Origin of the sequence: Micromonospora eburnea, assembly GCF_900090225.1 — a bacterium.
Lineage (GTDB): Bacteria > Actinomycetota > Actinomycetes > Mycobacteriales > Micromonosporaceae > Micromonospora > Micromonospora eburnea.
Map to the genome: position 1 here is coordinate 6,848,632 of NZ_FMHY01000002.1, position 25,368 is coordinate 6,873,999.

At 71.6% G+C, this 25,368-nt stretch carries 24 protein-coding genes; 12 read left to right on the forward strand and 12 right to left on the reverse strand.

Annotation, left to right across the window (positions count from 1 at the left end):
* The first annotated feature begins 59 nt into the window (after positions 1-59).
* A complete protein-coding gene (locus tag GA0070604_RS30005) occupies positions 60-2,105 on the forward strand; it encodes a carboxypeptidase-like regulatory domain-containing protein (RefSeq protein ID WP_091126229.1) in 2,046 nt (681 codons plus the stop codon).
* 70 nt (positions 2,106-2,175) lie between these two features.
* Here the strand turns inward: GA0070604_RS30005 and GA0070604_RS32835 are convergent, their stop codons facing one another.
* The gene (locus GA0070604_RS32835) at positions 2,176-2,325 is read right to left on the reverse strand and encodes a hypothetical protein (RefSeq protein WP_167363596.1); all 150 of its coding nucleotides are present in this window, start codon (positions 2,323-2,325) and stop codon (positions 2,176-2,178) included.
* A 112-nt stretch (positions 2,326-2,437) separates the two neighbouring features.
* Between GA0070604_RS32835 and GA0070604_RS30010 the strand changes: the two genes are divergently transcribed.
* A complete protein-coding gene (locus GA0070604_RS30010; protein ID WP_091126233.1) occupies positions 2,438-3,550 on the forward strand; it encodes a calcium:cation antiporter in 1,113 nt (370 codons plus the stop codon).
* Positions 3,551-3,622: 72 nt separating this feature from the next.
* Here GA0070604_RS30010 and GA0070604_RS30015 read toward each other — a convergent pair whose 3' ends face one another.
* On the reverse strand, positions 3,623-4,096 hold the full coding sequence (locus GA0070604_RS30015; protein WP_208602196.1) for a hypothetical protein: 474 nt from the start codon (positions 4,094-4,096) through the stop codon (positions 3,623-3,625).
* A gap of 110 nt (positions 4,097-4,206) precedes the next feature.
* Between GA0070604_RS30015 and GA0070604_RS30020 the strand changes: the two genes are divergently transcribed.
* The gene (locus tag GA0070604_RS30020; RefSeq protein ID WP_091126236.1) at positions 4,207-5,490 is read left to right on the forward strand and encodes an MFS transporter; all 1,284 of its coding nucleotides are present in this window, start codon (positions 4,207-4,209) and stop codon (positions 5,488-5,490) included.
* Between the two features lie 130 nt (positions 5,491-5,620).
* Here the strand turns inward: GA0070604_RS30020 and GA0070604_RS30025 are convergent, their stop codons facing one another.
* Entirely contained in the window at positions 5,621-7,363 is a 1,743-nt protein-coding gene (locus GA0070604_RS30025; protein ID WP_091126239.1) for a bifunctional metallophosphatase/5'-nucleotidase, read from the reverse strand.
* A gap of 281 nt (positions 7,364-7,644) precedes the next feature.
* On the opposite strand from GA0070604_RS30025, the gene GA0070604_RS30030 reads away from it, so the two are divergent.
* The gene (locus GA0070604_RS30030; RefSeq protein ID WP_091126243.1) at positions 7,645-8,448 is read left to right on the forward strand and encodes an alpha/beta fold hydrolase; all 804 of its coding nucleotides are present in this window, start codon (positions 7,645-7,647) and stop codon (positions 8,446-8,448) included.
* 50 nt (positions 8,449-8,498) lie between these two features.
* On the opposite strand, the gene GA0070604_RS30035 is transcribed toward GA0070604_RS30030, so the two are convergent.
* Positions 8,499-9,278, reverse strand: a complete 780-nt coding sequence (locus GA0070604_RS30035) for a phosphodiesterase (RefSeq protein ID WP_091126246.1) — start codon at positions 9,276-9,278, stop codon at positions 8,499-8,501.
* Positions 9,279-9,439: 161 nt separating this feature from the next.
* Between GA0070604_RS30035 and GA0070604_RS30040 the strand changes: the two genes are divergently transcribed.
* The gene (locus GA0070604_RS30040; RefSeq protein ID WP_091126248.1) at positions 9,440-10,900 is read left to right on the forward strand and encodes a sensor domain-containing diguanylate cyclase; all 1,461 of its coding nucleotides are present in this window, start codon (positions 9,440-9,442) and stop codon (positions 10,898-10,900) included.
* 85 nt (positions 10,901-10,985) lie between these two features.
* Here the strand turns inward: GA0070604_RS30040 and GA0070604_RS30045 are convergent, their stop codons facing one another.
* Together GA0070604_RS30045 and GA0070604_RS30050 are read right to left on the reverse strand one after the other, a co-directional pair.
* A complete protein-coding gene (locus GA0070604_RS30045; protein ID WP_091126253.1) occupies positions 10,986-12,044 on the reverse strand; it encodes an aspartate-semialdehyde dehydrogenase in 1,059 nt (352 codons plus the stop codon).
* Between the two features lie 6 nt (positions 12,045-12,050).
* Positions 12,051-13,316, reverse strand: coding sequence for an aspartate kinase (locus GA0070604_RS30050; RefSeq protein WP_091126257.1), 1,266 nt, complete (start codon positions 13,314-13,316; stop codon positions 12,051-12,053).
* 249 nt (positions 13,317-13,565) lie between these two features.
* Between GA0070604_RS30050 and GA0070604_RS30055 the strand changes: the two genes are divergently transcribed.
* From GA0070604_RS30055 to leuA, 3 genes are all read left to right on the forward strand, one after another.
* Positions 13,566-14,348: a hypothetical protein gene (locus GA0070604_RS30055; RefSeq protein WP_244162122.1), complete on the forward strand. Its 783-nt coding sequence runs from the start codon at positions 13,566-13,568 to the stop codon at positions 14,346-14,348.
* 83 nt (positions 14,349-14,431) lie between these two features.
* Positions 14,432-14,995 carry a nitroreductase family protein gene (locus tag GA0070604_RS30060; protein WP_091126260.1) on the forward strand — a complete coding sequence of 188 codons (564 nt, stop codon included), beginning with the start codon at positions 14,432-14,434 and terminating at the stop codon, positions 14,993-14,995.
* A 237-nt stretch (positions 14,996-15,232) separates the two neighbouring features.
* A complete protein-coding gene (gene leuA, locus GA0070604_RS30065) occupies positions 15,233-16,993 on the forward strand; it encodes a 2-isopropylmalate synthase (RefSeq protein WP_091126263.1) in 1,761 nt (586 codons plus the stop codon).
* Between the two features lie 77 nt (positions 16,994-17,070).
* Here the strand turns inward: leuA and GA0070604_RS30070 are convergent, their stop codons facing one another.
* Positions 17,071-18,504: an MFS transporter gene (locus GA0070604_RS30070; RefSeq protein WP_091126266.1), complete on the reverse strand. Its 1,434-nt coding sequence runs from the start codon at positions 18,502-18,504 to the stop codon at positions 17,071-17,073.
* Between the two features lie 108 nt (positions 18,505-18,612).
* Here GA0070604_RS30070 and GA0070604_RS30075 point away from each other — a divergent pair, with 108 nt between their 5' ends.
* A complete protein-coding gene (locus GA0070604_RS30075) occupies positions 18,613-19,257 on the forward strand; it encodes an HNH endonuclease family protein (RefSeq protein ID WP_091126270.1) in 645 nt (214 codons plus the stop codon).
* A gap of 17 nt (positions 19,258-19,274) precedes the next feature.
* Positions 19,275-19,661: a hypothetical protein gene (locus tag GA0070604_RS30080; RefSeq protein WP_091127515.1), complete on the forward strand. Its 387-nt coding sequence runs from the start codon at positions 19,275-19,277 to the stop codon at positions 19,659-19,661.
* A gap of 221 nt (positions 19,662-19,882) precedes the next feature.
* Here GA0070604_RS30080 and GA0070604_RS32840 read toward each other — a convergent pair whose 3' ends face one another.
* Positions 19,883-20,056 (reverse strand): hypothetical protein, encoded by a 174-nt coding sequence (locus GA0070604_RS32840; protein ID WP_167363375.1) that lies wholly within the window; start codon positions 20,054-20,056, stop codon positions 19,883-19,885.
* Here GA0070604_RS32840 and GA0070604_RS30085 point away from each other — a divergent pair.
* Both GA0070604_RS30085 and GA0070604_RS30090 read left to right on the forward strand, forming a co-directional pair.
* Positions 20,031-20,360, forward strand: coding sequence for an RNHCP domain-containing protein (locus tag GA0070604_RS30085; protein ID WP_091127516.1), 330 nt, complete (start codon positions 20,031-20,033; stop codon positions 20,358-20,360). The two genes, GA0070604_RS32840 and GA0070604_RS30085, sit on opposite strands and share 26 nt — an antisense overlap.
* Before the next feature lie 83 nt (positions 20,361-20,443).
* Positions 20,444-20,815: an RNHCP domain-containing protein gene (locus GA0070604_RS30090; RefSeq protein ID WP_279615711.1), complete on the forward strand. Its 372-nt coding sequence runs from the start codon at positions 20,444-20,446 to the stop codon at positions 20,813-20,815.
* Positions 20,816-20,925: 110 nt separating this feature from the next.
* Here the strand turns inward: GA0070604_RS30090 and GA0070604_RS30095 are convergent, their stop codons facing one another.
* The 4 genes from GA0070604_RS30095 to GA0070604_RS30115 all read right to left on the reverse strand — a co-directional run bounded on the left by GA0070604_RS30095 (position 20,926) and on the right by GA0070604_RS30115 (position 25,339).
* Positions 20,926-22,023: an ABC transporter ATP-binding protein gene (locus GA0070604_RS30095; RefSeq protein WP_091126277.1), complete on the reverse strand. Its 1,098-nt coding sequence runs from the start codon at positions 22,021-22,023 to the stop codon at positions 20,926-20,928.
* Positions 22,020-23,006 carry an ABC transporter ATP-binding protein gene (locus GA0070604_RS30100; RefSeq protein ID WP_091126280.1) on the reverse strand — a complete coding sequence of 329 codons (987 nt, stop codon included), beginning with the start codon at positions 23,004-23,006 and terminating at the stop codon, positions 22,020-22,022. The genes GA0070604_RS30095 and GA0070604_RS30100 overlap by 4 nt, the downstream gene beginning before the upstream one ends.
* 223 nt (positions 23,007-23,229) lie before the next feature.
* Positions 23,230-24,270, reverse strand: a complete 1,041-nt coding sequence (locus GA0070604_RS30110) for an ABC transporter permease (protein ID WP_091126287.1) — start codon at positions 24,268-24,270, stop codon at positions 23,230-23,232.
* A 61-nt stretch (positions 24,271-24,331) separates the two neighbouring features.
* A complete protein-coding gene (locus tag GA0070604_RS30115) occupies positions 24,332-25,339 on the reverse strand; it encodes an ABC transporter permease (protein WP_091126290.1) in 1,008 nt (335 codons plus the stop codon).
* Positions 25,340-25,368: the final 29 nt, after the last annotated feature.

A 25,368-nucleotide genomic window follows, 5' to 3' on the forward strand; every position in this document is an offset into this window, starting at 1 on the left:
GCTGACGGGCCAACGTGGGTCACGATCCCGACCCATCCCACTCCTCAAACAGGGGAATCATGAGCAGATCAACGCTGCGCCGGTTCGGCGCACTGCTGCTGGGCGTCACTCTGGCCCTGACCGGGCTCGCCACGCCGGCCCAGGCGGCGTCCACCGGCTCCATCACGGGTCAGCTGACCGACGGCGGGGCCGCGGTCACCGGCGGCTCCGTCTACCTCTACGGCGACGACGTCGACCACTGGGACTACGCGTGGCTCGACGACCAGGGCCGTTACGCGTTCGACGCGGTCCCCCCGGGCCAGTACCGGGTGAGCTTCGAGGCCTGGGGTCACCCGACGCAGTTCGCCTACGGCAAGTCCGACTGGTCTTCGGCGAATCTCATCACGGTGACGGCTGGCGGCGCCACGGTGGTCAACGACGAGCTGCTGCCGTCCGGCACCATCACCGGACGGCTGGTCGACCGGACCGGCGCCCCGGCCCCGTTCGTGTTCGTCAGCGCCGAGGCCACCGACTACAGCAGCTACGGCTACGGCAGCACGGGACCGGACGGCACCTTCGACATCCAGGTCGTGCCGGGCAAATACCGGGTCCGGTTCGACGTCGGCGGGTTCGGTCAGTTCGCGTACGGCACGTTGGACAGCGCCGCCGCAGCGGTCTTCGCGGTCACGGCGGGCGGCACGGTGACGGTCAACGACACCCTGGTCGCCACCGGCACCGTGGCGGGCCGATTCACCGACACGTCCGGCGCGCCGCTCTCCGGCGTGGACGTCTACGTCAGCAACGGCCAGTTCTTCGGCAGCGCCGAGACCGACGAGGATGGCCGATACCGGCTCGACGCGGTCCCCGTGGGCACCGGCTACACGGTCCATTTCTACAGCTCGGCGCTGTTCCTGCAGCAGTACGCCTACGGCGCGGTGGACGAGTCGAAGGCGACCCGGTTCGCCGTCACCGAGGGCGGAACCACCACGGTCGACGACCAGCGGTTGCCGACGGGCAGCGTCCGCCTCACCGCGGTGGACTCGCGTACGGGCCAGCCGATCCTGAACTTCACTTCCGGCCTCGGCCTCGACTCGCGTGACTCGAAGAACGGCGAGGTCATCTACCCCACCGTCCCCGTCGGCACCCACGAGATCTGGGCCAACGCCTCGGGCTACTCCTTCGGCGGGGCGTCGGTAACGGTCGTCGCCGGCGAACAGGCCGACGTCAGGCTGGTCATGGAGCCGCTGGCCCGCATCACCGCCACCGTGGTGGACGCCGCGACGGGCGCTCCGCTGCCCGGCGTGTGCATCGTTCCGGTGCTCGTCGACGAGGTCCGGATGCCGGACGGCTGTGACGAGGTGACCGACGCGAACGGCAAGATCACCCAGATGTTCTGGAGGGGCGCGGGTACCTACCAGCTGCTGGCCTGGCCGGAGCGGGCCAAGGGCTACGGCGCCCAGTGGCTCGGTCCGCGCGGTGGCACGGGCGACCTGCGCCGCGCCACGACGTTCACCGTGAAGCCCGGCGAGGCGGTCACGCCGCCGGTCATCCGGATGGATCGCGCGGGGGTCATCACCGGTCAGGTGTTCGGAACGGACGGAGCCGCGCTGTCCCAGGGCAGCGTCCGGATCGCCGGCTCGCACCCCGGCCTGGGCAGCAGCTTCGGTGCCTTCGCCATCGGCGACGGCGGCCGCTACCGGATCGACAAGCTCGGCCCGTACGAGTGGCCGCTGCTGTTCGACGTGTACGGGCAGCAGGCCACGCAGTGGAGTGGCGGCGAGGCCAACCGCGACCGGGCCGACCGGATCGCGGTGGTCGCGGGCGGCACCACCACCTACGACTACCGGCTCGAAGCCGGGGTCAGCGTGACGGTGTCGAGCACCACGCCGTTCCAGGGGTACGTGCTCGCCCGCAACGCCGACACCGGTGACATCGTCGGCACGTGGTGGCTCGACGAACCGAACGTCGGTGCGACCAGGCAGCTCATCGGCGGGCAGCACATCCGGTTCGAATACGACCCGAGCGAGGGCGGCCGCCGGTTCGTCGGCGGTGACAGCTTCGCCTCGGCGACCAAGTACAAGGTCCACAAGCACAAGGACGGGGCGTTCGCGCTCACGCTCGGCTGATCATGTCGACGAGGGCCGGGCACGCTCGCCGTGTCCGGCCCTCGTGTTGTTTCTCGCTCAGTGCCGCGGCTCACACCCGTCGCCGGACCCAGCCGATGATCGCGGTCACGACGAACAGGATCGCCCCGACCACGAAGAGCCAGAACAGGCCCTTTACCACAAGCCCGACGATCACCAGAACCAGCCAGACCAGCAACAGCGTAACGATCAGTGCGATCATGGGACACGGCGTACCCGCAGGTGGGCCGCACAAACCAGGCGGGCTGGGGTTCGACTCGGTCCGGGTGCCGTCTCCCTGGGCAGATGATCAAAATTCCTGGCATCGTTGACAGATGGCCGCGCAGATCCGATCCCGCCTGACCGATTGGACCACCCTCGTACCCCTGATCGCGATCTTGGTACTCGCGGCCTCCTGGGGGCGCGAACTGCCCGCCACGGTGATCGCGGTGGTGGCCGCGCTGCTGGCCGGCGCGGTGCTGGCGGCCGTGCACCACGCCGAGGTGGTGGCCCACAAAGTAGGTGAGCCGTTCGGCTCGCTGCTGCTCGCGGTGGCGGTGACGGTGATCGAAGTCGGACTCATCGTCACGCTCATGATCAACGGCGGGGAGAAGACCCAGTCGCTGGCCCGGGACACCGTCTTCGCCGCCGTGATGATCACGTGCAACGGCATCTTCGGGTTGTCCCTGCTGATCGGCGCACTACGACGACGGGTGGCGGTCTTCAATCCGGAGGGCACCGGCGGAGCCCTGGCCACCGTGGCCACCCTCGCCACCCTCAGCCTGGTGGTGCCCACCTTCACCACCAGCCGGCCGGGTCCGCAGTTCTCCCCCGCACAGCTCACCTTCGCGGCGGCCGCCTCGCTCGCCCTCTACGTGCTCTTCGTGATGGTGCAGACCGGCCGGCACCGCGACTACTTCCTCCCGGTAACCGAGGAGGGCAGCGTGCTGGCCGTCGACGCCGACGGGGACGGCCACGCCGATCCGCCGCCGGCGCGTACCGCGTGGGCCAGCCTGGCGCTGCTGGTCGTGGCCCTGGTCGCGGTGGTCGGCAACGCCAAGCTCATCTCCCCGGCGATCGAGCGCGGCGTCTCGGCGGCGAACCTGCCACAGGCGTTCGTCGGGGTGATCATCGCCCTGCTGGTGCTGCTGCCGGAGACCCTCGCCGCGTCCCGGGCCGCCCGCCGGAACCGCGTGCAGATCAGCCTCAATCTGGCGCTCGGCTCGGCGATGGCCAGCATCGGCCTGACCATTCCGGCCATAGCGCTCGCCTCGATCTGGCTGGAGGGCCCGCTGGTTCTCGGCCTCGGCGGCACCCAGCTGACCCTGCTCGCGCTCACCGCGGTGACCGGCGTGCTCACCGTGGTGCCCGGACGGGCGACCGTGCTCCAGGGCGGCGTCCACCTGGTGCTGCTCGCCGCCTTCGTCTTCCTCGCCGCGAGCCCGTGAGCGGATTCCCCGCCGCGAGCCCGTGAGCGGGCCGAGGACGAAAGGCCGGCCTGGCCCGGGGTCCACGATCCGTCAGTCGTGCAGCTCGGTGCGGGCGACCTCGGCGAACGCGGCGGTCAGGTAGCCCTCCAGGGGTTGTCCGGCCGCCGCCAGCAGGTCGGCGACGAGCAGCGGGGCGTGCCGGGCGATCGCGGCCGGGTCGGGCGGCGCGTCGTCGTCGCCCGGGTCGTAGACGCCGAGGGCGCCGGCCAGCAGGACCAACAGCACGTGCGGGTCGACGTCCGGCCGCCACTGCGCGGCCGACCGCACACAGCGCTCCAGCACCTGGCGTACGTCGTCGCCGGCCAACCCGTCGGGGTGGGTCTCCTCCAGCAGCAGCCGGACCACCCCGCCGAGCACCAGACCGGCCCGGTCGGCGGCGGTGAGCCGGTCGACCGCCGGCCCGTACGCCTCGACGTCCCGGTCGCGGGCGGCGGCGACGGCCTCCGTGGCGGCCCCCGCGATCTCCCGGGCCGAGGCGGGCAGGTGTCGCCAGGTCGTGGTCACCGGGCCAGCATGGCAGACGACGTGTGCTTGCTCACGCGCCGGCTCTGCCCAGCGCAGAACCGGCGGTAATCGGCTCGCGGGTCGTCGTACCCGCCGCACAGAATCCAGCCATGCTGCGCCGCGCCCTGCCCGCCCGCCCGGAAGCCCGTCGAATCATGCTCGGCACCCTGCTGTCGGCCATCGGGCGCGGGCTGACCCTGCCGTTCCTGTTCATCTACCTCACCAACGTACGCGGCCTGACCGACAACCAGGCCGGCCTGGTGATCGGTTGGTTCGGCGCGGTGACCCTGGCCCTGTCCCCGCTGGGCGGGACGCTGATCGACCGGTTCGGCGCCCGCCGGGTGCTGCTGCCCTGCCTGGTGATCGAGGCGATCGGCACCGGCTCGCTGGCGCTGGTCCACTCGGTCGGTTCGGCGTTCGCGGTCAGCACGCTGATCGCGGTGGGCGGTTCGGCCGTCTGGTCCGGGCAGACCACCATCCTCGCCTCGCTCACCGACGACGGCGAGCGGCAACGGGTCTTCGGCCTCCAGTTCGCCCTGCTGAACCTCGGCATCGGGGTGGGCGGCCTGATCTCGGGCGCGGTCATCGACATCGCCCGTCCGGTCACCTTCCAGGCCATCTACCTGCTGGACGCGCTGAGCTACCTGATGCCGTGCCTGATCCTGCTGACCCTGCCGCACGTCGGGCACCGGCTGGCGCAGGCGCCGACGGCGGGCACCAGCCGGTCGAGCGGGGGCTATCTCACCGTGCTGCGGGACCGGCCGTTCCGGCGGCTGGTCATCTTCGGGCTGGTGCTCACCACCTGCGGCTACGCCCAGATCGAGGTGGGTTTCGCCGCGTACTCGGTCCGGGTGGTGGAGGTGACGCCGAGGGTGGTGGCCTGGGCGCTCGCCGCCAACACCATGATGATCGTGTTCTCTCAGCTCCTGGTGATCCGCCGGATGGAGGGACGCAGCCGGACCCGCGGGCTCGCCGCGGTGGGCGCGGTCTTCGCGGCCGCCTGGCTGGTGCTCGGCGCGGCCGGCCTGATCAGCACGAGCAACGCCCTGATCGCGGCGCTCGGCGTGGTGGCCTGCTCGGCGATCTTCGGGTTCGGCGAGACGATGCTCTCGCCGGTGATGCCGGCGTTGACCAACGCGCTCGCCACCGACGAACTGCGCGGACGATACAACGCGATGAGCTCGATGATCTTCGGTATCAGCGGGATCATCGGCCCGGTCACCGCCGGCCCGCTGCTCGGCGTGGCGCACGGCCGGCTCTGGGTGGCGGTCGTGGTGGGCGGCTGCCTGGTCGCGTCGGCGCTGGCCCTGTCGCTGCACCGGCTGCTCACCGCCGCCCAGGACGGCCGCGCCACCGGCACCCCGATCCAGGACCTGGAACCCGTCACCGCCTGAGGGCACCCCTCGGGGTCGCGCTGCCTCCCCGGCGCGACAGCACGCCCAGCCGCCCCCGATCGCTGCCCCCGCGTGACGCGAACGGGCCCCGGAGCCGATGCTCCGGGGCCCGTTCGTCGCAGGGTCCGCGTCAGGCGGCGGAAACCTCCGCGGTGGTCTGGATCCGGTCCAGCGTCGGCGGGGACACCGGCGACTTCTCGGTCAGGTACGCCACGAAGGCGTCCAGGTCGATCATGCCGGTGACCTGGTTCGTGCCGTCGACGAGGACGCTGAAGCCGTCACCGCCGCCGGAGAGGAAGTTGTTCACCGTGACCCGGTAGGTCGCGGTGTCGGTGACCGGGGCACCGCCGATGGTGAGGCTGCCCCGGACCACCCGGGTGCCGCTGCACGGGGCACCGACGGGTGCCGTGGTGCCGTTGGTGTCGACGACGTAGTGCACGGTCGAGGACGCGTACAGCACGCGGGCGGCGGTGAACTGCTGCTCCAGCATGCAGTAGAGCTGCGCGCCGGTCAGATCCAGCGTCACCAGGTTGTTGGCGAACGGCTGGACGGTGAACGCGTCGGAGTAGGTGACCGGGCCGGCGCCGAGGTCGGCGCGGACACCACCGGGGTTCATGAACGCGGCGACCGCGTTCTGCTCGTCGTCGGTGGCGGCGAGCTGGGCGTCGGCGATCAGGTTGCCCAGCGCCGACTCACCGGTCTGGTACGTGGGCTTGCCGTTGGCGTCGACCCCGGTCTGGTACAGGTTCTCCTGGGTACGGGTGATCGCGCCGGTGGTCTCGCCGACCACCCGGTCGGCGACCGGTCCGAGAGCGGTCTTGTAGTGGGTGATCAGGTCGCTCGTGGGACGGTCCGGGGTCACGTCCCGGGTGACCACCACGTTGTTCGCCCTGGCGCTGATCACGTCGCCGCTGCGCCGGTCGATCTTCAGGTCGATGTCGGTGACCAGGCGGCCGAAGGAGCTGGCGCTGGTGACCAGCTTGCCGTTGATGTTGCAGTTGTACGCCTGGTGGGTGTGCCCGCTGACGATCACGTCGATGGACGGGTCCATCCGGTTGGCGATGTCGACGATCGGGCCGCTGAACCCGGTGCAGTCGTTGATGCCGCCGCCGTTCTGCGCGCCACCCTCGTGCACCAGCACGACGATGGCCTCCACGCCCTGGGCGCGCAGGATGCGGGCGTACCTGTTGGCGGTCTCCGCCTCGTCGGCGAAGGACAGGCCGGCGACGCCCTGCTGGCTGACGATCTGCGGGGTGCCCTCCAGGGTCATCCCGATGAAGCCGATGCTGGTCCCCTCGATCTTCTTGATGCCGTACGGCGGCAGCAGCGGCTGGCCGGTCTCGGTCTTGAAGGCGTTCGCGGAGAGGTACTGGAACTTGGCACCCTTGAACGGGGTGCCGTCGGCGCAGCCGTCGACCGGGTGGCATCCGCCGTTCTGCATGCGGAGCAGTTCGGTGGCGCCCTCGTCGAACTCGTGGTTGCCGACGCTGGTGAAGTCGAGCCCGGCGAGGTTCATCGCCTCGATCGTCGGCTCGTCGTGGAAGGCCGCGCTGAGCAGCGGGGAGGCGCCGATCAGGTCACCCGCGGCGACGGTGACCGTGTGGTCCTGCTCCTTCTTGGTCTTGCCGCGCAGCTTGGCGAGCTGGGTGGCCAGGTATTCCGCGCCACCGGCGGTCTGCCCGTCGATGGTGGCGCTGGACCCGGTCGGCGGCTCCAGGTTGCCGTGGAAGTCGTTGATGGCGAGCAGCTTGACGTCGACCGGCTTCGGATCGGCCGTGGCCTGCTCGGGCTGGAGGGCGACCGTGGTGAAGGCGGTCGCGGCGAGCGCGGCCAGGCCGACAGCGGCCCGGCGACGCATCCCGGGGACGGACATGGAACTCCTCGTGAGATTCGGCGCGTACGGTCCGGACGATGGTTCGCCCGGCGACCCTGGTCCGTGCCGTGACGGGGTCGGTCTCGGATGGCGCAGTCGGGGGATGCCACCCGGCGTGGGCAAGCTTCTCATCCACCGGTCGATCAGTCGACCGGGCGGCACATCAGGATGCTGGATACGGACGGCGACCTGCGCCGGTCCGACCGCCGAGTCCGACATGGCGGGCAGGTGAATTTCTTCACCGCCGTTCGGTGTCAGCCGGGTGCGGTAGGAAGGTAGCCATGACGTCGAACGGGATCATCTGGACAACGGACGAGGTGCGGTCCGCCGACGGCACCACGATCGCGTACGAGACGGCCGGTGACGGGCCGCCGATCATCCTCGTCGGCGGTGCCTTCAACGACCGGAGCACCACCCGCCCGCTCGCCACCGAGCTGGCCGCCGACTTCTCCGTCTACGGCTACGACCGGCGCGGCCGTGGCGGCAGCGGCGACACCGCCCCGTACGCGGTGCAGCGGGAGATCGAGGACGTGGCGGCCCTGATCGACCGGGCGGGCGGAGCGGCCTACCTCTACGGCCTCTCCTCCGGCGCGATCCTCGCCGCGTACGTGGCGGCCGAGGGGCTGCCGGTGACCGGGCTGGCACTCTTCGAGCCCCCGTTCCAGGTCGGCCCGCACGACGGCGCCGAGCCGGGGCTGGCCAAGCGGCTGGCCGAGCTGGTCTCGGCGGGCCGGCGCGGGGACGCCGTGGCGCTCTTCCTGACCGAGGCGGTCAGGGTGCCGGCCGAGGCGGTCGCCGGGATGCGCGGCGGGCCGGAGTGGTCCTGGATGGAAGGGCTGGCGCACACCCTGGCGTACGACACCACGGTGACCGGCGAGGCCGGCCTGCCCGCCGCCCGGCTCGCCACGGTCGCCGTCCCGACCGTCGTGGTGGACAGCACGGGCAGCCCGGACCGGTTGCGGGACGCCGCCGCCGCGACGGCCGGGGCGATCCCCCACGCCACCCACCTGAGCCTGCCGGGCGGGTTCCACGAGGTGCCGCCGGAGGTGCTGGCCCCCGCGCTGCGCGACGCCCTGCTCGGCTGAGCCGATTGCGGTGCCGACTCCCCGGGTCCGGGGAGACGGCACCGCGGCGGTCAGAACCAGCAGGTCTGCCCGGCGGCGTGGCTCACCTGGACGGTGTGCGTGACGCAGCCGTCGTCGGCCACCCGGTGCAGCAGAAACGCGGTCGGTTCGGCGACCAGCCCGATCTCCTCGTCCTCGGCCATGGTCAGGCTCGCCTGCACCCAGGTGCTCGGCGCGGTGGTCAGCACCGTGCCGGCGAAGGCGCTGGTCACCGCGCGGTGCAGGTGACCGGCGGTGACGCGTACGACATGGGGGTGGCGCGCGATCACCTCGGCGAACGCGTCGGCGTCGGCGAGCCGGACGGCGTCGGCGGCCGGTACGCCGACCGCGACCGGCGGATGGTGCAGGCACACGACGGCGGGCACGTCCGGCCGTCCGGCGAGCACCCCGTCGAGCCAGCCGAGTTGCTCGTCGCCGAGCCGGCCGCCGCTGCCGCCGGGAGCGAGCGAGTCCAGCACCACGAGCGTGCCGGTCGGGTGGTCGACGTGGTAGTACGCCGAGAAGCCGCCGCCCAGGTAGGGGGTGCCGCCGAAGGTGTCCAGCAGCGACTCCCGGTCGTCGTGGTTGCCGGTGGCGAGGTGGACCGGCAGCGGGAACCGCCCGATGATCTCGCGCAACGCGACGTACTCGTCGGTCCGGCCGTTGCTGACCAGGTCGCCGGTGATCACCACGCAGTCGGGGCGGGGGCGCAGCGCCAGCACCCGGCCGAGGGCCCGGTGCAGGCCGGACGCCTGCTCGGCGGCGAGCGGACCGGTGGTCACGTGCGGGTCGCTGAGCTGGGCGATGAGCATCGACGCCTCCTCGGGACCGGGACCCTCACGCTATCGCCGCCGGCTCCGCCGTACCCACAGGCCGCGTCCACACCCTGTGGATAGCACATGTGTACGAAGGTCGTCGGACCGCCCGCTGAGTACCCTTGATCACGCCCCCGACCCCTCCCAGCAGGAACAACGTGGAACACGAGCAAGTCGTCCGAGACGTCACCGTCCGCCTTCCGATGGCGTCGACCGCCCTGGAGGCGTGCCAGTGGACGGTCACCGCGCTCGCCCGGTACACCCCGGCGGCGATCTCGGTCCTGCTCCGGGTCCACGACCGGCTTCGCTGCGTCGCGGCCACCGGCGCCTGGCAGGTCTTCTCCACCGTGCCGCCGGATGCCGGGTACGAGAGTTCCGGTGCGGCCCGTCGCGCCCTGGAGCGGTCGATCGTCGGCCGGGTGTACGCCTCCGGCGAGCCCGCCGTCATCGCCGACGTGACCGCCGACCCCGACCACCTTCCGGCCCGCGCCGACGTCACCGCTGAACTGTGCGTGCCGGTGCTGGACCCGGCGGGCCGTCCGATCGGCGTGCTCGACCTGCAGTGGAGCGGCCCGGTCGAGCTGGCCCGGTGGCGGGAGACCGCCGAGCGGCTCGCCCGCCGGCTGGGCGCCCGGATCGTGGCGCTCGGCGGGCCGCCCGCCGAGAGCCGCGGCGAGAAGCTGCTCCGGCACGCCGCCGCGATGACCGCTGCCGCCACCGACTGGGACCTGATGGCCGCCGCGATCACCGCCGCCCGGGACGTGTCGGCCCTCTCCGCCGCCGTGCTGATCCTCGCCGAGCAAGAGCCGCGGCTCGGCGCGCCGACCGGCGCCCCCGGCGAGTTGGAGTCCCGGATCCGGGCCGAGTTGACCGAGGCCGGACCGGCCGCGCTGAGCCGGCTGATCGTCCGGGCGCACCGGCACGGCTCGGCGTACACCCTCGGGGAGGCCGGGCACCCGCCGACCGGGGACTACCTGCCGCTGGCCCGGGCCGGGGCCCGCACCCTGGTGGCGGTGCCGGTCGGGCCGCCGGACACCGGCGGGTTGCTGCTGGTCGCCGACGAGCGGCTGCTGCGCCCCGACCCGACCACGGTCAACCTGATGGAGCTGCTGGCCGGGCAGGCGTGGGCCTGCCTGGACCGGCTGCGTACGCTCGCCCGGCTGCGCGAGCAGGCCAGCTCGGACCCGCTCACCGGGCTACGCCACACCGGGCCGTTCGGGCAGCGGATCGCGAGCGCCACGCCGGGGCGTACCGCCCTGCTGGCCATCGACGTGGACGGCTTCAAGGACGTCAACGACACGTACGGCCACCAGGCCGGGGACCGGCTGCTGGTCGGGCTGGCCCGGGCGCTGGAGGGGGCGCTCCGGCAGGGTGACGAGCTGTACCGGACGGGCGGCGACGAGTTCGTCGCGGTGATCGAGGTGAGCCGCCCCGAGGAGGCGGTCCGGATCGCCGAGCGGCTGACCGAGGCGGCCCGGCGTACCGGCCGCACCATCAGCGTCGGGGTCGCCCTGCCCCACCCCGGTGAGTCCGCCGAACGCACCCTTCTCCGCGCCGACCAGGCCCTCTACGCCGTCAAACGCCACGGCCGCGACGGCGTCCACCTCTCCGCCGCCTAACCACCCGCCCCCGGCCGGGTGATCAAGGAGTTTGCGTCAGAATTCGCCGTTGCGGCGACGCGAACTCCTTGATCAACACGGACGGTCAGGGGGTCAGGTCGGCGGCGAGGAGTTCGGCGATCTGGGCGGTGTTGAGGGCGGCGCCCTTGCGGAGGTTGTCGCCCGTCACGAAGAGGTCGAGGGCGCGGGGGTCGTCGACCGCGCGCCGGATGCGGCCGACCCAGGAGGGGTCGGTGCCCACCGCGTCGATCGGCATCGGGAACTCGCCGGCGGCCGGATCGTCGACCAGGATCACGCCCGGGGCGTTACGCAGCGCCTCCCGGGCGCCCTCGGCGTCCACCTCGGTGGCGAAGACCGCGTGTACGGCCACCGAGTGACCGGTCACCACCGGCACCCGTACGCAGGTGGCGGAGACCTTGAGGTCGGGCAACCCGAGAATCTTGCGCGATTCGTTGCGCATCTTCAGTTCCTCGGACGACCAGCCGCCGTCGGCCAGCGAGCCGGCCCAGGGCACCACGTTGAGCGCCAGCGGGGCGGGGAACGGGCCCAGCTCGTCGCCGACCGCCTGCCGGACGTCGCCCGCACGGGAGCCGAGCACCCGATCCCCGGCGATCTTGCCGAGCTGGGCGTGTAGCGCGTCCACGCCGGCCTGACCCGCCCCGGACACCGCCTGGTACGACGCGAGCACCAGCTCACGGAGGCCGTACTCGCGGTGCAGCGGGGCGATCGCCACGATCATCGCCAGCGTGGTGCAGTTGGCGTTGGCGACGATGCCCTTGGGCCGGTTGCGTACCTGCTCCGGGTTGATCTCGGGGACCACCAGCGGAACGTCCCGGTCCATGCGGTATGCGCCGGAATTGTCCACCACCACGGCACCCCGGCTGACGGCGACCGGCGCCCACTCCGCCGAGACCTCGTCGGGCACGTCGAACATCGCGACGTCCACGCCGTCGAACGCCTCGGGAGTGATCGCCCGTACGGTCAGCAGCTCGCCGCGGCACTGCACCTGACGCCCGGCGGAACGCTCGGAGGCGAGCAGTCGGATCTCGCCCCAGACGTTGCGCCGAGAGGAGAGGATCTGGCACATCACCGTGCCGACGGCACCCGTCGCCCCGACCACGGCGAGGGTGGGCAGCGACGACATGTCGCGCTACCGCCCGGTGCCCGCGTAGACCACGGCCTCGGTCTCGCCGCCCAGGTCGAAGGCGTCATGGATGGCGCGGACCGCCTTGTCGAGGTCGGTGTCCCGGCAGACCACGGAAACCCGGATCTCCGAGGTGGAGATCATCTCGATGTTCACCCCGGCCGCGCCGAGCGCGGCGAAGAAGCCGGCCGCGACACCCGGGTGCGAACGCATGCCGGCGCCGATCAGGGAGACCTTGCCGACGTGGTCGTCGTAGAGCAGGCCCTTGAACTTGACCGACTCCTGGATCTTGCTGAGCGCGGCCATGGCGGTCGGGCCGTCGGTCTTGGGCAGGGTGAACGAGATGTCGGTGCGGCCCGTGCCCTCGGTGGACACGTTCTGCACGATCATGTCGATGTTGATCTCAGCCCCGGCCACGGTGTCGAAGATCCGCGCGGCGGCACCCGGCTCGTCGGGCACGCCGACGATGGTGATCTTCGCCTCGCTGCGGTCGTGGGCAACCCCGGTGATCAGTGCCTGTTCCACGGGAAGGTCCTCCATCGATCCGGTGACCATCGTGCCGGTGTTGGTCGAGTATGACGAACGGACGTGGATCGGCAGCCCCGCGCGCCGGGCGTACTCGACGCTGCGCAGGTGCAGCACCTTGGCGCCGCAGGCGGCCAACTCCAGCATCTCCTCGTAGGTGATGGTCTTGATGTGCCGGGCGGTCGGCACGATCCGCGGGTCGGCGCTGAACACGCCGTCCACGTCGGTGTAGATCTCGCAGACGTCCGCGGCGAGCGCGGCGGCGAGCGCCACGGCGGTGGTGTCCGACCCGCCCCGGCCCAGCGTGGTGACGTCCTTGGTGTCCTGCGAGACGCCCTGGAAGCCGGCCACGATGACCACCGCGCCCTCGTCCAGCGCGCCCTTGAGGCGGCCGGGGGTGACGTCCATGATCCGGGCCCTGCCGTGCACCGAGGTGGTGATCACGCCGGCCTGCGAACCGGTGAACGAGCGGGCCTCGTACCCGAGGTTGTGGATGGCCATGGCGAGCAGCGCCATGGAGATCCGCTCCCCGGCGGTGAGCAGCATGTCCAGCTCGCGGCCGGGCGGCAGCGGACTGACCTGGTTGGCCAAATCGAGCAGCTCGTCGGTGGTGTCGCCCATCGCCGAGACCACCACGACCACGTCGTCGCCGGATTTACGGGCGGCCACGATCCGTTCGGCCACCCGCTTGATCCGCTCGGCATTGGCGACGGAGGACCCGCCGTATTTCTGCACCACGAGTGCCACGACGGCGCACTCCCTCCCAGCGACGACCCTGAGCGTGCCGGCGCCGCCGGGTTCCGGCCCGGCGGCGCGCGTCAGACCACCCCAGGTTATCCGCCCGCGTGCATCGCCGTTCCGGGTGATCCCACCATCCGGCCCGGCGTGGGGCGGCTCACCAGGGCCGGACCCGTCGGCCACGGCCCGCGCGACACGCCGGCACACCAGCCGTACGGCGGGCTCCCCGGACCCCTCCGGGCACCGCAGAATGTCCCCGTGCACGCTCATCTCCGCGCGGCCCGGCGGCTGACCGGCGCCCTGGCGATCGCCCTGCCGGCGCTGCTGACCGCCTGCACCGCCGACCCGCCGCCGCGCGCCCCGCTCAGCACCGCCGACCCGCTGCCGACGGGGGCGGACGCGAACGCGGCCCGCGACGAACTGGCCGGGCTGGCGGCCGCCGCCCAGGACCGTCACCTCACCGCCACGTACACGCTGACCACGGCGGACGGCCCGGACCGGAGGATCGCGGTGACCAGCGCGAACGACGGCTCCTGGCGGGTGGACGTGCCCGGCTGGGGTCGGGGCGGCACGGTCGACGTCTCGCTCGCCGCCACCGCCGACGGGCTGTTCCAGTGCGCGCTGCCCTCGGCCGGCCGCACGGAACCACCGAGCTGCGTACGCCTCGGCGACCGCGACGACGCCGTACCCCGGAAGTTGGACCCCCGGGTGGAGCACCCGTTCACCGACTGGCTGGAGGTGCTCACCGACCGGCGGGCCCCGCTCGCGGTCTCGCCGGCCACCCCGCCGGACGGGATCGACGGGCAGTGCTACTCGGTGGATTCGACGTCCGCCTCCCTCAACGCCCCGCTGGACGCCGGCATCTACTGCTACCGGCCGGACGGCACGCCGACCGGGGTCCGGGCCGCCTTCGGCACGCTGAAGCTGGCCGGCGAGCCGGCCGCGGCACCCGCCACGGTGCAGTTGGCCGGGCCGGTCACCGAGGGTGAGCCGGTCGGCCGGGAGGCGCCCACGGAGGGCGCGAGCCCGGAAACGCATTGACCTGCCGTCCGTTACGGGTGCTCTTAGCCACATCTGCCCGACCCGGCAGACGGGATGAAACGCCCATCGGGAACACTCTGCCCATGGCCGACCTCACCCCGCTGCTCGCCTTCCGCTGGAGTCCCCGGTCCTTCGACCCGGACGCGGAACTCGCCGGCGACGAGGCGGACTCCCTGCTCGAAGCCGCCCGCTGGGCGCCCTCCGCCGGTAACGCACAGCCGTGGCGGTTCGCGCTGGGCCACCGACAGGACGACACCTGGAAGCGGATCCTGGTCAGCCTCACGGAAACCGACCAACGCTGGGCGCGGCACGCCTCCGCGCTGGTGGTCGGCGCGCACACCGAAGGCGACCCCGAGCAGGCGGCGTACGACCTGGGCCAGTCGGTCGCCCACCTGACGGTGCAGGCCACCGCGCTCGGCCTGCACGTGCACCAGCTCACCCGCTTCGACCGGGCCGGCCTCACCGCCGAGCTGGGCCTGTCGGCCGGGATCCGGCCGCTGGTGGTGGCCGCCGTCGGCCGGCTCGGCGACCCGTACGCGCTCCCGGCGGAGCTGCGTACCCGGGAGACCGCCCTGCGCCGCCGCCACCCCCTCGCCGCCCTGCTCCTGCACCGACCCACCCCGCGACCGGTGACTCCGGTCCCATAATCCGGGCGTTCCTTCTCGCCCGTCGAATCACAGACGTAGTGTGGCTACGTCATGTGGCAGGCGTACCTTCTCCTTGGCTGCCGCGACGAGGCCTGACCGGCCGGCACCTCGTCGCGGAGTTGAACCGCGCCGTCCAGCACATCCGATCTCTTCTCGGCCCGCCCGGCAACGTCGCCCGGCATCTCGCCGACACCTTCCGATCTGCTGACGCCACATGTTCCCAGGGAGCACTCCGAGATGGCTCAACCTGTCACTGACGCTGAGACCGATCCGACCGATCCGTTCGCCCGGCAGCGCCCCAGCCGGATGCCGGTCCACCGCTACCTGCCCTACCACCAGCAGTTCCAGCTCGACCTGCCGGACCGCACCTGGCCGACGCGTCGCGTCGAGGCCGCCCCGCGCTGGTGCGCGGTGGACCTCCGCGACGGCAACCAGGCGCTGATCGACCCGATGTCGCCGGAGCGCAAGCGCCGGATGTTCCAACTGCTCGTGCAGATGGGCTACAAGGAGATCGAGGTCGGCTTCCCCTCGGCCAGCCAGACCGACTACGACTTCGTCCGGCAGCTCATCGAGCAGGACCTGATCCCCGAGGACGTCACCATCCAGGTGCTCACCCAGTGCCGGGAGCACCTGATCGACCGGACCTTCGAGTCGCTGCGCGGCGCCCGGCGGGCCATCGTGCACTTCTACAACTCCACCTCGACCCTCCAGCGGCGGGTGGTCTTCGGCCTGGACCGGGACGGCATCACCGACATCGCCACCCAGGGCGCCCGGCTCTGCCAAAAGTACGCGGAGATCCACACCCCGGACACCGACATCCACTACGAGTACTCCCCCGAGTCGTACACCGGCACCGAGCTGGACTACGCGCTGGAGGTCTGCGCCAAGGTCATCGAGGTGGTCGACCCGACCCCGGACCGGAAGCTGATCGTGAACCTCCCGGCCACCGTCGAGATGGCCATGCCGAACGTGTACGCCGACTCGATCGAGTGGATGCACCGGCACCTGCCCCGGCGGGACAGCCTGGTGCTGAGCCTGCACCCGCACAACGACCGGGGCACCGGTGTGGCCGCCGCCGAGCTGGGCCTGCTGGCCGGCGCGGACCGGGTCGAGGGCTGCCTGTTCGGCAACGGTGAGCGGACCGGCAACGTCGACCTGGTCACCCTGGGCCTCAACCTGTTCTCCCAGGGCATCGACCCGATGATCGACTTCTCGAACATCGACGAGATCAAGCGGGCGGTCGAATACTGCAACCAGCTCCCGGTGCACGAGCGCCACCCGTACGCGGGCGACCTGGTCTACACCGCGTTCTCCGGCTCCCACCAGGACGCGATCAAGAAGGGCTTCGACGCCCTGCACGCCGATGCCGCGGCGGCCGGCGTGCCGGTCGACGAGTTCACCTGGGCCGTGCCCTACCTGCCGATCGACCCGAAGGACCTGGGCCGCACCTACGAGGCGGTCATCCGGGTCAACTCGCAGTCCGGCAAGGGCGGCGTCGCGTACATCATGAAGACCGAATATCAGCTCGACCTGCCGCGCCGGCTCCAGATCGAGTTCTCCGGCGTGGTCCAGCAGGTCACCGACCACGACGGCGGCGAGGTCGAGCCGGCCGCCATGTGGGAGATCTTCGCCCGCAACTATCTGGTCGACCACCAGGTCGACCCGGCGGTCTCGGTGGCCGACTACACCATCGGCACGGCGGACGGCAAGGTCGAGATCGAGGCCCAGGTCGGCTTCGACGGCCGGTCGCACGCGCTGGCCGCGGTCGGCAACGGCCCGATCGACGCGTACGTCAACGCGCTCCAGTCCCTGGGCGTGTCGGTACGTGTGCTCGACTACCACGAGCACGCCCTCTCCTCCGGCGGGGACGCGCACGCCGCCGCGTACGTCGAGTGCGAGGTGGACGGCCGCACGGTCTGGGGCGTCGGGGTGGACGCGAACATCGTGACCGCCTCGGTGAAGGCGGTCACCAGCGCCGTCAACCGCGCCCGAGCCTGAGCTGAACCTGAGCCGTAAGGAGGGGCCCCCTGTTAACGCCTCGGTGTTAACAGGGGGCCCCTCCTCTACCGGAGACGTTAAGAAGGGGCCCCTCCTTTCGTCGGGCGGTGCACGAGGAGGCCGGCTAGGGCGGCGCCGAGGAGTAGGAGGCCCGCGCACCAGAGCAGCGCCCCGCGAAACGCGCTGGCCAGGGCCGCCTTCTGCTCGTAGCCGGTGCCGGAGAGACCGACCAGCAGCGGCAGCGCGGCCACCGCCAGCAGGCCACCGGCCCGGGAGGCGGCGTTGTTGAAGCCGCTGGCCACCCCGGCGAACCGGTCCGCCACCGCCGCCAGCACCGACGTGGTCAGCGGTGCCACCACCAGGGTCAGGCCCGCGCCGAACAGAACCACCCCGGGCAGCACGTCCACCCAGTAGGACGCCCCCGGCCCGATCCGGCGTAGCAGCAGCAGACCGCCCGCGGCGACCACCGGCCCGACGGTCAGCGGCAGCCGCGGGCCGATCTTGGCCGACAGCGCCCCGGCCCGCGGCGAGCCGACCAGCAGCAGCAGCGTCATCGGCACGGTGGCCAACCCGGTGAGCAGCGCCGACCAGCCGATCCCGTTCTGGAGATAGACGGAGAGGAAGAAGGTGAACCCGCCGAGCGCGGCGTACACCACCACGGTGAAGACGTTCAGCACCGAGAAGAGCCGGCTGCCGAACAGCTTGGTGGGAAGCATGGCGGCCTCGCCGCGCCGCCGCTCGACCAGCACGAAGGCGACCGCGGCGAGCACCCCGACCAGCACCGACACCAGCACCGCCGGGGAGCGCCCGCCGCGCGGCGCGTCGATCAGCGCGTACGTGACCCCGCCGAGGCCCAGCGCGCCGAGCAGCGCGCCGACCACGTCGAACCGCCGCTTCGCCCCGGTACGCGCGGCGGCCACGTCCCGGCTCTCCGGCACCCAGCGCAGCGCGGCGAGCACCACCGCGACGGCCAGCGGCAGGTTGATGAAAAAGATCCACCGCCAGGAGAGCGCGTCGATCAGCCACCCGCCGAGGAGCGGGCCGAGGGCGGTGGAGACCCCGGACAGCCCGGACCAGGTGCCGATCGCCCGCCCCCGGTCGTCGGAGTGGAAGCTGGCCTGGAGCACGGAGAGCGAGCCGGGGGTGAGCAGCGCCCCACCGGCACCCTGGAAGAAGCGGGCCGCGATCAGCCAGCCGGTCCCCTGGGACAGCCCGCAGAGCATGGACGCGGCCGCGAACCAGGCCACGCCGAGCAGGAATATCCGCCGGCGGCCGAACCGGTCGCCGAGCGCGCCCCCGAGCAGCACGAACGCGGCCAGCGTCAGCAGGTATCCGTTCACCGTCCACTGGAGATCGGCGACGTTGGCCTTCAGCTCCGCGCCGAGCCGGGGCAGCGCCACGTTGACCACCGTGGTGTCCAGGAACACCATGCCGGAGGCGAGAATCGCGGCGAGCAGGGTCCCACGTCCGGCGGCGGTGCCCATCCGGAGCGCGGGCGCGGGTGCGGTCATGGCTACAGACTCTGCCCGCACTCCACTGCCGACGCCACGAATCGCGGAAACCGCTCCGGGGTACTGTGCGGACTCGCCTGGAGCACGCAAGCTGGAGAGGTGTCGTCTGTGCGTACGAGATCAGGAGCCCGTGCCGGAGTGACGGCCGCACTCGCCGCGGCGCTCGCCGCCGGCCTGGCCGGCTGCGCGCCGGTGGTCGACGAGCCGGAGCCGGCGACAAGCAGCGCCGGAACCGCCACCAAGCAACTCGGCGAACTGACCGTGGCCGCCGCCGGGTCCATGAAGGGCTACAGCCGGAACCGCTTCCCGCACTGGCGCAGGACCGGCAAGAACTGCGACGTGCGGGACAGCGTGCTGCAGAAGGACGGCAAGGACATCCAGGTCTCCGGGTGCAACGTGGTCGGCGGCAGCTGGGAGAGCGTGTACGACGGGCAGGTCTTCAACGACCCGGCCCAGGTGGACATCGACCACGTGGTGCCGCTGGCCAACGCCTGGCGCTCCGGCGCGGACAAGTGGGACGACTCGAAGCGCGGCGACTTCGCCAACGACCTGACCCGGCCGCAGCTGGTGGCGGTTTCCGCGCGCTCCAACCGGGCAAAGGGTGATCAGGACCCGTCCAAGTGGAAGCCGGCGAACCGGTCGTACTGGTGCCAGTACGCCACGGACTGGGTGACGGTCAAGCACTACTGGCAGCTGACGGTGACCAGTGACGAGAAGGCCGCCCTAACCGACATGTTGGAGAGCTGCACGTGAGCGAACACCAGCAGAACATGAGCGAAGAGGCCGCGACCGGTCCCACGTCGGCCGGGATGGCGGTCGACGGTGCCCCGCCCGCCTCCGCCGAGGTCCCGGGGGCGGGCATGTCCGCCGACACCACCCCGCCCGGCGGCGCCCCCACGGGTACGGGCGCGCAGCAGCGGGTCAGCGACATCACGGCCGGTCCCGGCGGGGTGATGACCGACGAGGTCGGCGTGGTGACCGGCGAGCTGACCCTGTGCACCGAGTACGCCGACGGTCAGGTCACCCTGCGCGTGCAGTACAAGGACGCCGACGAGTGGTACTCGGTGACCGGCGGTCGGGTGCCGCTGGCCGACCCGGCCGGGCTGGACGCCGTGCACGCCATCGCGGTGGCCCTGCTCAACCGGCCGGAGGGCTGACCCGAGCCCGGCACAGCCGGCCCACCCGGCTGTGCCGGGGCGGGTGCGGCCGACCGGGGTACGCGACAAATGGGTTGCGGGTTCGCCCCAGCTCCACGAGCATCGTTCGCGTGGTGAACCCAGGTACCGCCCAACCCACTGGAGAGTGGTGTACGCCCTGGTCAGCGCCGAGCGCACGTTGTCGCCTCGGCGAAGGCTCCTGCCGCTGACCCATCTCTCCACTACCGGCGTTCACCGGCAGTGAGTCTCCCCGCGAGGCCGAGCAGCATCGCTCGGCGCGTTTCCTGACCCTTCTCGGAAACTCTCGCCAGGAGATACCACTTGTCCTCCGACAAAAACGGCTCCCCGCTCCCTGCCTTCTTCAGCTGCATGCGGTGCGGGATCAGCGTTTCCACGAACACCCCTTCGAGTCGGATCCGCAACCACTGCCCCAACTGCCTGACCAGCAGACACACGACGATGCGCGAACCACGCACCACCGACGGTGCATGCGGCGGGCGCATGCAACCGATCTCGGTCGCGGTACTGCGTGGCGGCGACTGGACGCTCATCCAGCGCTGCACCGGCTGCTCGGAGCTCGCCGATGACCACATCGAAACGGATGACAACCAGTTGCTCCTCATCCGCCTCGCGGTCCGGCCGCTCGCCCAGCCACCGTTCCCGCTGGAGCATCTCGGCGCCCTCTGGGCGGCGGGTTGATCAGGGGTTCCGCGATGCCACGCCGGAACAGTCAGCGCCCCGGGCGGCGACAGCCGCACGGCCGGGCGCAACGCCAGAAACGGATGCACGGCAGGAACCGCGACGAGTACGGCGAATCGTTCCGGTGCCTGCACTGCCGCCTCGACGTGTCGATGTCCGCCCCGGGCACGGCACACCGTAACCACTGCCCGAACTGTCTGAGCAGCAAGCACGTCGACCGGTCCTGCCCCGGCGACCGTGCGTCGACCTGCCATGCCCGGATGGAACCCATCGCGATCGCCGTTCGTGGGGACGGGGAATGGGTGATCATCCACCGCTGCGTCGGCTGCGGCGGCCTCGGATCGAACCGGGCCGCTGGGGACGACAACGCCCTGGCGCTGACCAGGTTGGCCGTCACGGTGATCCGCCATCTCGGATCGCCGTTACGGATCCCGCTGGCCGCACCGCTGGAATGACGCGATCGGCGGTTGGGCCCGGACACCGTCCGGGCCCAACCGCCGGTTCGTGGTTCGGCCGGTGGCCGACCCGGGTGGGGGGACGCCGCGTCCGGGCCGGACGACAACCGTCAGGGCGTGGGGATCAGCTCACCCGGGTCGCCCGGCGCGGCGCCCTCGTCCGGGCGGACCAGCTCCGGCTCCACCTCGTGCGGCCGGATCTTGCCGTCGGCGATCTGCTCGGCGTAGTGGCAGGCCACCCGGTGCCCGCCGACCACCTCGCGCAGCGCCGGCCGCTCGTCCGCGCAGCGGGTCGGCTGTGCCCACGGGCAGCGGGTGTGGAACCGGCAGCCGGCCGGCGGGTTGCTCGGCGACGGCAGGTCGCCGGCGAGCAGGATCCGCTCGCGGCGGTCCTCGACCGTCGGGTCCGGCACCGGCACCGCCGACATCAGCGCCTTTGTGTACGGGTGCATCGGCTCCCGGTAGAGGTCGTCGCTGGACGCCTCCTCCACCAGCCCACCGAGGTACATCACCCCGACGGTGTCGGCGATGTGCCGGACCACCGCCAGGTCGTGGGCGATGATCAGGTACGTCAGCCCCCGCTCGTTCTGCAGGTCCTCCAGCAGGTTGAGCACCTGCGCCTGGATCGACACGTCCAGCGCGGACACCGGCTCGTCGGCGACGATCAGGTCCGGGTCGAGCACCAGTGCGCGGGCGATGCCGATGCGCTGCCGCTGGCCGCCGGAGAACTCGTGCGGGTACTTGCTCAGCGCCGAGGCGGGCAGCCCGACGGCGTCCAGGGCCTCCCGGAGCCGCTTGGCGGTGGCCGCCTTGTCGCCGGCCAGCCCGTGCGCCTTCAGCCCCTCGACCAGCAACGATTCCACGGACTGCCGGGGGTCGAGGCTGGACAGCGGGTCCTGGAAGATCATCTGCATCCGGCGGCGTGCCCGGCGCATCGTCTCGCCCTTGAGCGAGCGGACGTCGGTGCCGTCAAAGACGATCTCCCCGTCGGTCGGCTCGACGAGCCGTAGCAGGCCCCGGCCGAGGGTGGACTTGCCGCACCCCGACTCGCCCACCAGGCCGTACGTCTCGCCCTTGTTGATCGACAGCGAGACGCCGTCGACGGCGTAGACGTAGCCGACCGTACGGTCGAAGAGCACGCCGCTCTTGATCGGGAAGTGGACCTTGACGTCGCGCAGTTCGACCAGTGGTCCGGTCCGCTCGGTCACGGCACCGCCACCTCCTCCGAAACGGGGTTGTTGCAGCGCAGGTCGCCGCGGGTAGCGGTGGGTTCGAGTGCGGGTGCGCCCTCCAGGCAGGCGTCCACCACCCGCTCGCAGCGGGGCGCGAACGCGCACCCCTCGACCCACGGGATGTTGTCGGCCACCGAGCCGCGGATGGCGTGCAGCCGCTCGCCCCGCGGCGCGTCCAGCCGCGGCACGGAGTTGAGCAGCCCGTGGGTGTACGGGTGCCGCGGCTGGGCGAACAGCTCGTGCCGGCCGGCCCGCTCGACCACCTTGCCGCCGTAGAGCACGTTGACCGTGTCACAGAGGCCGGCCACCACGCCCAGATCGTGCGTGATCATGATCAGCGCGGTGCCCGTCTCCTCGACGAGCTGCTTGAGCAGGGTGAGGATCTGCGCCTGGATGGTCACGTCCAGCGCCGTGGTCGGCTCGTCGGCGATCAGCAACCGCGGCTTGCAGGCCAGCGCGATGGCGATCAGCGCACGCTGCCGCATACCGCCGGAGATCTGGTGCGGATACTCCTTCAGTCGCCGGGTCGGGTCCGGGATGCCGACCGCGTCGAGCAGCTCCCGGGCCTCCTTCAGCGCCGCCTTGCGCTCCATGCCCCGGTGCCGTTCCAGCACCTCGGCCACCTGGACGCCGATCGGCACGACCGGGTTCAGCGAGGAGAGCGGATCCTGGAAGATCATGCCGATGTCCCGGCCCCGGCGGTCGCGCAGGTCGTTTGGCCGCAGCTGGAGCAGGTCGGTTTCCTCGAACATCACCTGGCCGGTGACCTTGTTGCCCCGCTTGGGCAGCAGACCCATGATCGCCAGGCTGGTCACGCTCTTGCCGCAACCGGACTCGCCGACCAGACCCACGGTCTGGCCCGGCTCCACCGTGAAGCTGACCTTGTCGACCGCGGTGAACGGCCGCTCACCACGACGTTGGAACACCACGCTCAGATCACGTACGTCGAGCAGGCTCATCGGGTCACTTCCTCACGGTACTGGTCTTTCGCTTGCGACTGCGGGGCTCGCAAGCTCACTCCTCGCGCTCGCCGATGCTGGTCTTTCGCTCGCGACTGCGGGGCTCGCAAGCTCACTCCTCGCGCTCGCCGATGCTGGTCGTTCGCTCGCGACTGCGGGGCTCGCAAGCTCACTCCTCGCGCTCGCTGGTCCTTGCTGTTCGCGTTGCTCCGCCGCATCGCCGTCACCGCCGGTTCTTCGGGTCGATCGCCTCGCGCATGCCCTCACCGAGCAGGGTGAAGCCGAGCGCGACCACGATGATCGCCAACGCCGGGTAGTAGGCCAGCTCGGGCCGTACCTCGAAGTAGCGGACGCCGTCCACGCCGAGCATGAGTCCCCACTCGGCCCGGTTGATGTCCGGGTCGCCCAGCCCGAGGAAGGAGAGCGAGGCGGCCTCCAGGATGGCGGTGGAGAGGGTCAGCGTGGCCTGCACGATCACCGCGGTCATCGCGTTGGGCAGCATGTGCCGCAGCACGATGGACCGCTGCTTCACGCCGAGCGCCCGGGCGGCCAGCACGTGGTCGCTCTCCCGCTGAGCCAGCATCGAGCCGCGCAGCAGCCGGGCGAAGATCGGCACGTTGACGATGGCCACCGCCATGATCACCGTCCACTGGCTCGACCGGCTGGCCATGGCGACCAGGCTGATCGCCAGCAGCAGGGCCGGCAGGGCCAGCATCACGTCGGTGACGCGCATCAGGATGTTGTCGACCCAGCCGCCGAAGGCGCCGGCGGCGGCGCCGATCAGCGCGCCGAACGCCAACCCGATCAGCGTCGCGACGACACCGACGAAGAGGGTCTGCCGGCTGCCGTAGATCAGGCGGGAGAGGAAGTCCCGGCCCATCGGGTCGGAGCCGAGCGGAAAGCCGTCGGTGGCTCCGGGAATGTTGTCGACGGTCAGGTTCTTGGTCAACTCGTCGAAACGCTGCACCGGGTCGTGCGGCGCGAGCAGCGGCGCGAAGATCGCCACCAGGACGAACACCGCGACGATGGCCGCACCGAACATGGCGACCGGGTTACGCCGCAGCCGGCGGAACGCGTCCCGGATGAGGCTCACGCCGCCCTGGTCGGCGCTGGCCCGGGCCAGGGCGTCCAGCCGCGCCTTCTTCCGGTCGCCGAGCCGGCCGGTACCCCGCTCGGCCGCGCCCGCAGGCTGTTCTCCGGTGGCGGGTGTGTCCGCGCCGTCGCGGGGGGCGGCCACCCCGGGCCGGGTGATCGGGTCGCTCATGCCGGCACTCCGCTTCGCTCGGCGGCAGCATGAGGCTCCGCCTGCCTGATGATTCGCTCGCTCATCGCACCCGCACCCTCGGGTCGATGACGGCGTAGGAGAGGTCGACCAGAAGGTTGACCACCACGAAGACCAGCGCGGCGAGCAGGATCAGCGCCTGTAGCACCGGGTAGTCACGGCCGCCGCTGATCGAGCCGGTGATCAGCGTGCCCAGGCCGCCCCAGTTGTAGACCTTCTCGGTCAGCACCGCGCCGGAGAGCAACGCGCCGGTCTGGAGGCCGATTGTGGTGACCACGGGCAGCAGCGCGTTGCGCAGGATGTGCCGGCCCCGGATGGTCTTGTGCCGCAGGCCCTTCGCCTCCGCCGTACGGACGAAGTCCTCGTTGAGCACGTCCAGCACGCTGGCCCGGGTCATCCGGACGATCACCGCCAGCGGGATGGTGGCCAGGGTCACCGCCGGCAGGATCAGGTGCCACAGCGCGTCGGCGGCGGCGTCGAACTCCCGGGTGAGCAGTCCGTCGAGGACGAAGAACCCGGTGACGTCGGTGTGGTCCAGGCCGGTGCTGAGCCGCCCGGAGGGCGGGAACCAGTGGATGTTCTGGGTGAAGACATCCTTGAGCAGGTAGCCCAGGAAGAAAATCGGGATCGAGATGCCGAGCAGGGTGCCGGCGATACTCAGGTTGTCGAGCAGTCGGCCCTTGTACCGGGCAGCGAGGTAGCCGAGCGGCACGCCCAGCCCGATCGCGATGATCATGGCGGCCAGGGCCAGCTCGATGGTGGCCGGGAAAGCGCGGCCGATCACCTCGGTGACCGGGTCGCCGGTCCGGATCGAGTTGCCCAGGTCGCCGGTCACCACCCGCTGCATGAACTTGGCGTACTGCACCAGGATCGGCTGGTCATAGCCGAGCGCCTTGGTCAGCAGCGCTCGGCGCTCCGGGGTGGCCCGCTCACCGAGCAGCGCCTCGACCGGTCCGCCGGGCAGATTCCGCAGCCAAATGAAGATCAGCGCCGACAGCGCTATCAGGGTCACCACCAGCTGGAGCAGGCGGCGGACTATGACTCGCAACATCTCTCACACCAGATTCTCGGTAACTGCGG

Bases quoted from the DNA above. Each gene is read 5' to 3' on its own strand.
- GA0070604_RS30005 (WP_091126229.1), top strand. From the start codon at position 60: ATGAGCAGATCAACGCTGCGCCGGTTCGGCGCACTGCTGCTGGGCGTC.
- GA0070604_RS32835 (WP_167363596.1), bottom strand. From the start codon at position 2,325: ATGATCGCACTGATCGTTACGCTGTTGCTGGTCTGGCTGGTTCTGGTG.
- GA0070604_RS30010 (WP_091126233.1), top strand. From the start codon at position 2,438: ATGGCCGCGCAGATCCGATCCCGCCTGACCGATTGGACCACCCTCGTA.
- GA0070604_RS30020 (WP_091126236.1), top strand. From the start codon at position 4,207: ATGCTGCGCCGCGCCCTGCCCGCCCGCCCGGAAGCCCGTCGAATCATG.
- GA0070604_RS30025 (WP_091126239.1), bottom strand. From the start codon at position 7,363: ATGTCCGTCCCCGGGATGCGTCGCCGGGCCGCTGTCGGCCTGGCCGCG.
- GA0070604_RS30030 (WP_091126243.1), top strand. From the start codon at position 7,645: ATGACGTCGAACGGGATCATCTGGACAACGGACGAGGTGCGGTCCGCC.
- GA0070604_RS30035 (WP_091126246.1), bottom strand. From the start codon at position 9,278: ATGCTCATCGCCCAGCTCAGCGACCCGCACGTGACCACCGGTCCGCTC.
- GA0070604_RS30045 (WP_091126253.1), bottom strand. From the start codon at position 12,044: ATGTCGTCGCTGCCCACCCTCGCCGTGGTCGGGGCGACGGGTGCCGTC.
- GA0070604_RS30060 (WP_091126260.1), top strand. From the start codon at position 14,432: ATGGCCGACCTCACCCCGCTGCTCGCCTTCCGCTGGAGTCCCCGGTCC.
- leuA (WP_091126263.1), top strand. From the start codon at position 15,233: ATGGCTCAACCTGTCACTGACGCTGAGACCGATCCGACCGATCCGTTC.
- GA0070604_RS30070 (WP_091126266.1), bottom strand. From the start codon at position 18,504: ATGACCGCACCCGCGCCCGCGCTCCGGATGGGCACCGCCGCCGGACGT.
- GA0070604_RS30080 (WP_091127515.1), top strand. From the start codon at position 19,275: ATGAGCGAAGAGGCCGCGACCGGTCCCACGTCGGCCGGGATGGCGGTC.
- GA0070604_RS30085 (WP_091127516.1), top strand. From the start codon at position 20,031: ATGCGGTGCGGGATCAGCGTTTCCACGAACACCCCTTCGAGTCGGATC.
- GA0070604_RS30090 (WP_279615711.1), top strand. From the start codon at position 20,444: ATGCACGGCAGGAACCGCGACGAGTACGGCGAATCGTTCCGGTGCCTG.
- GA0070604_RS30100 (WP_091126280.1), bottom strand. From the start codon at position 23,006: ATGAGCCTGCTCGACGTACGTGATCTGAGCGTGGTGTTCCAACGTCGT.
- GA0070604_RS30110 (WP_091126287.1), bottom strand. From the start codon at position 24,270: ATGAGCGACCCGATCACCCGGCCCGGGGTGGCCGCCCCCCGCGACGGC.
- GA0070604_RS30115 (WP_091126290.1), bottom strand. From the start codon at position 25,339: ATGTTGCGAGTCATAGTCCGCCGCCTGCTCCAGCTGGTGGTGACCCTG.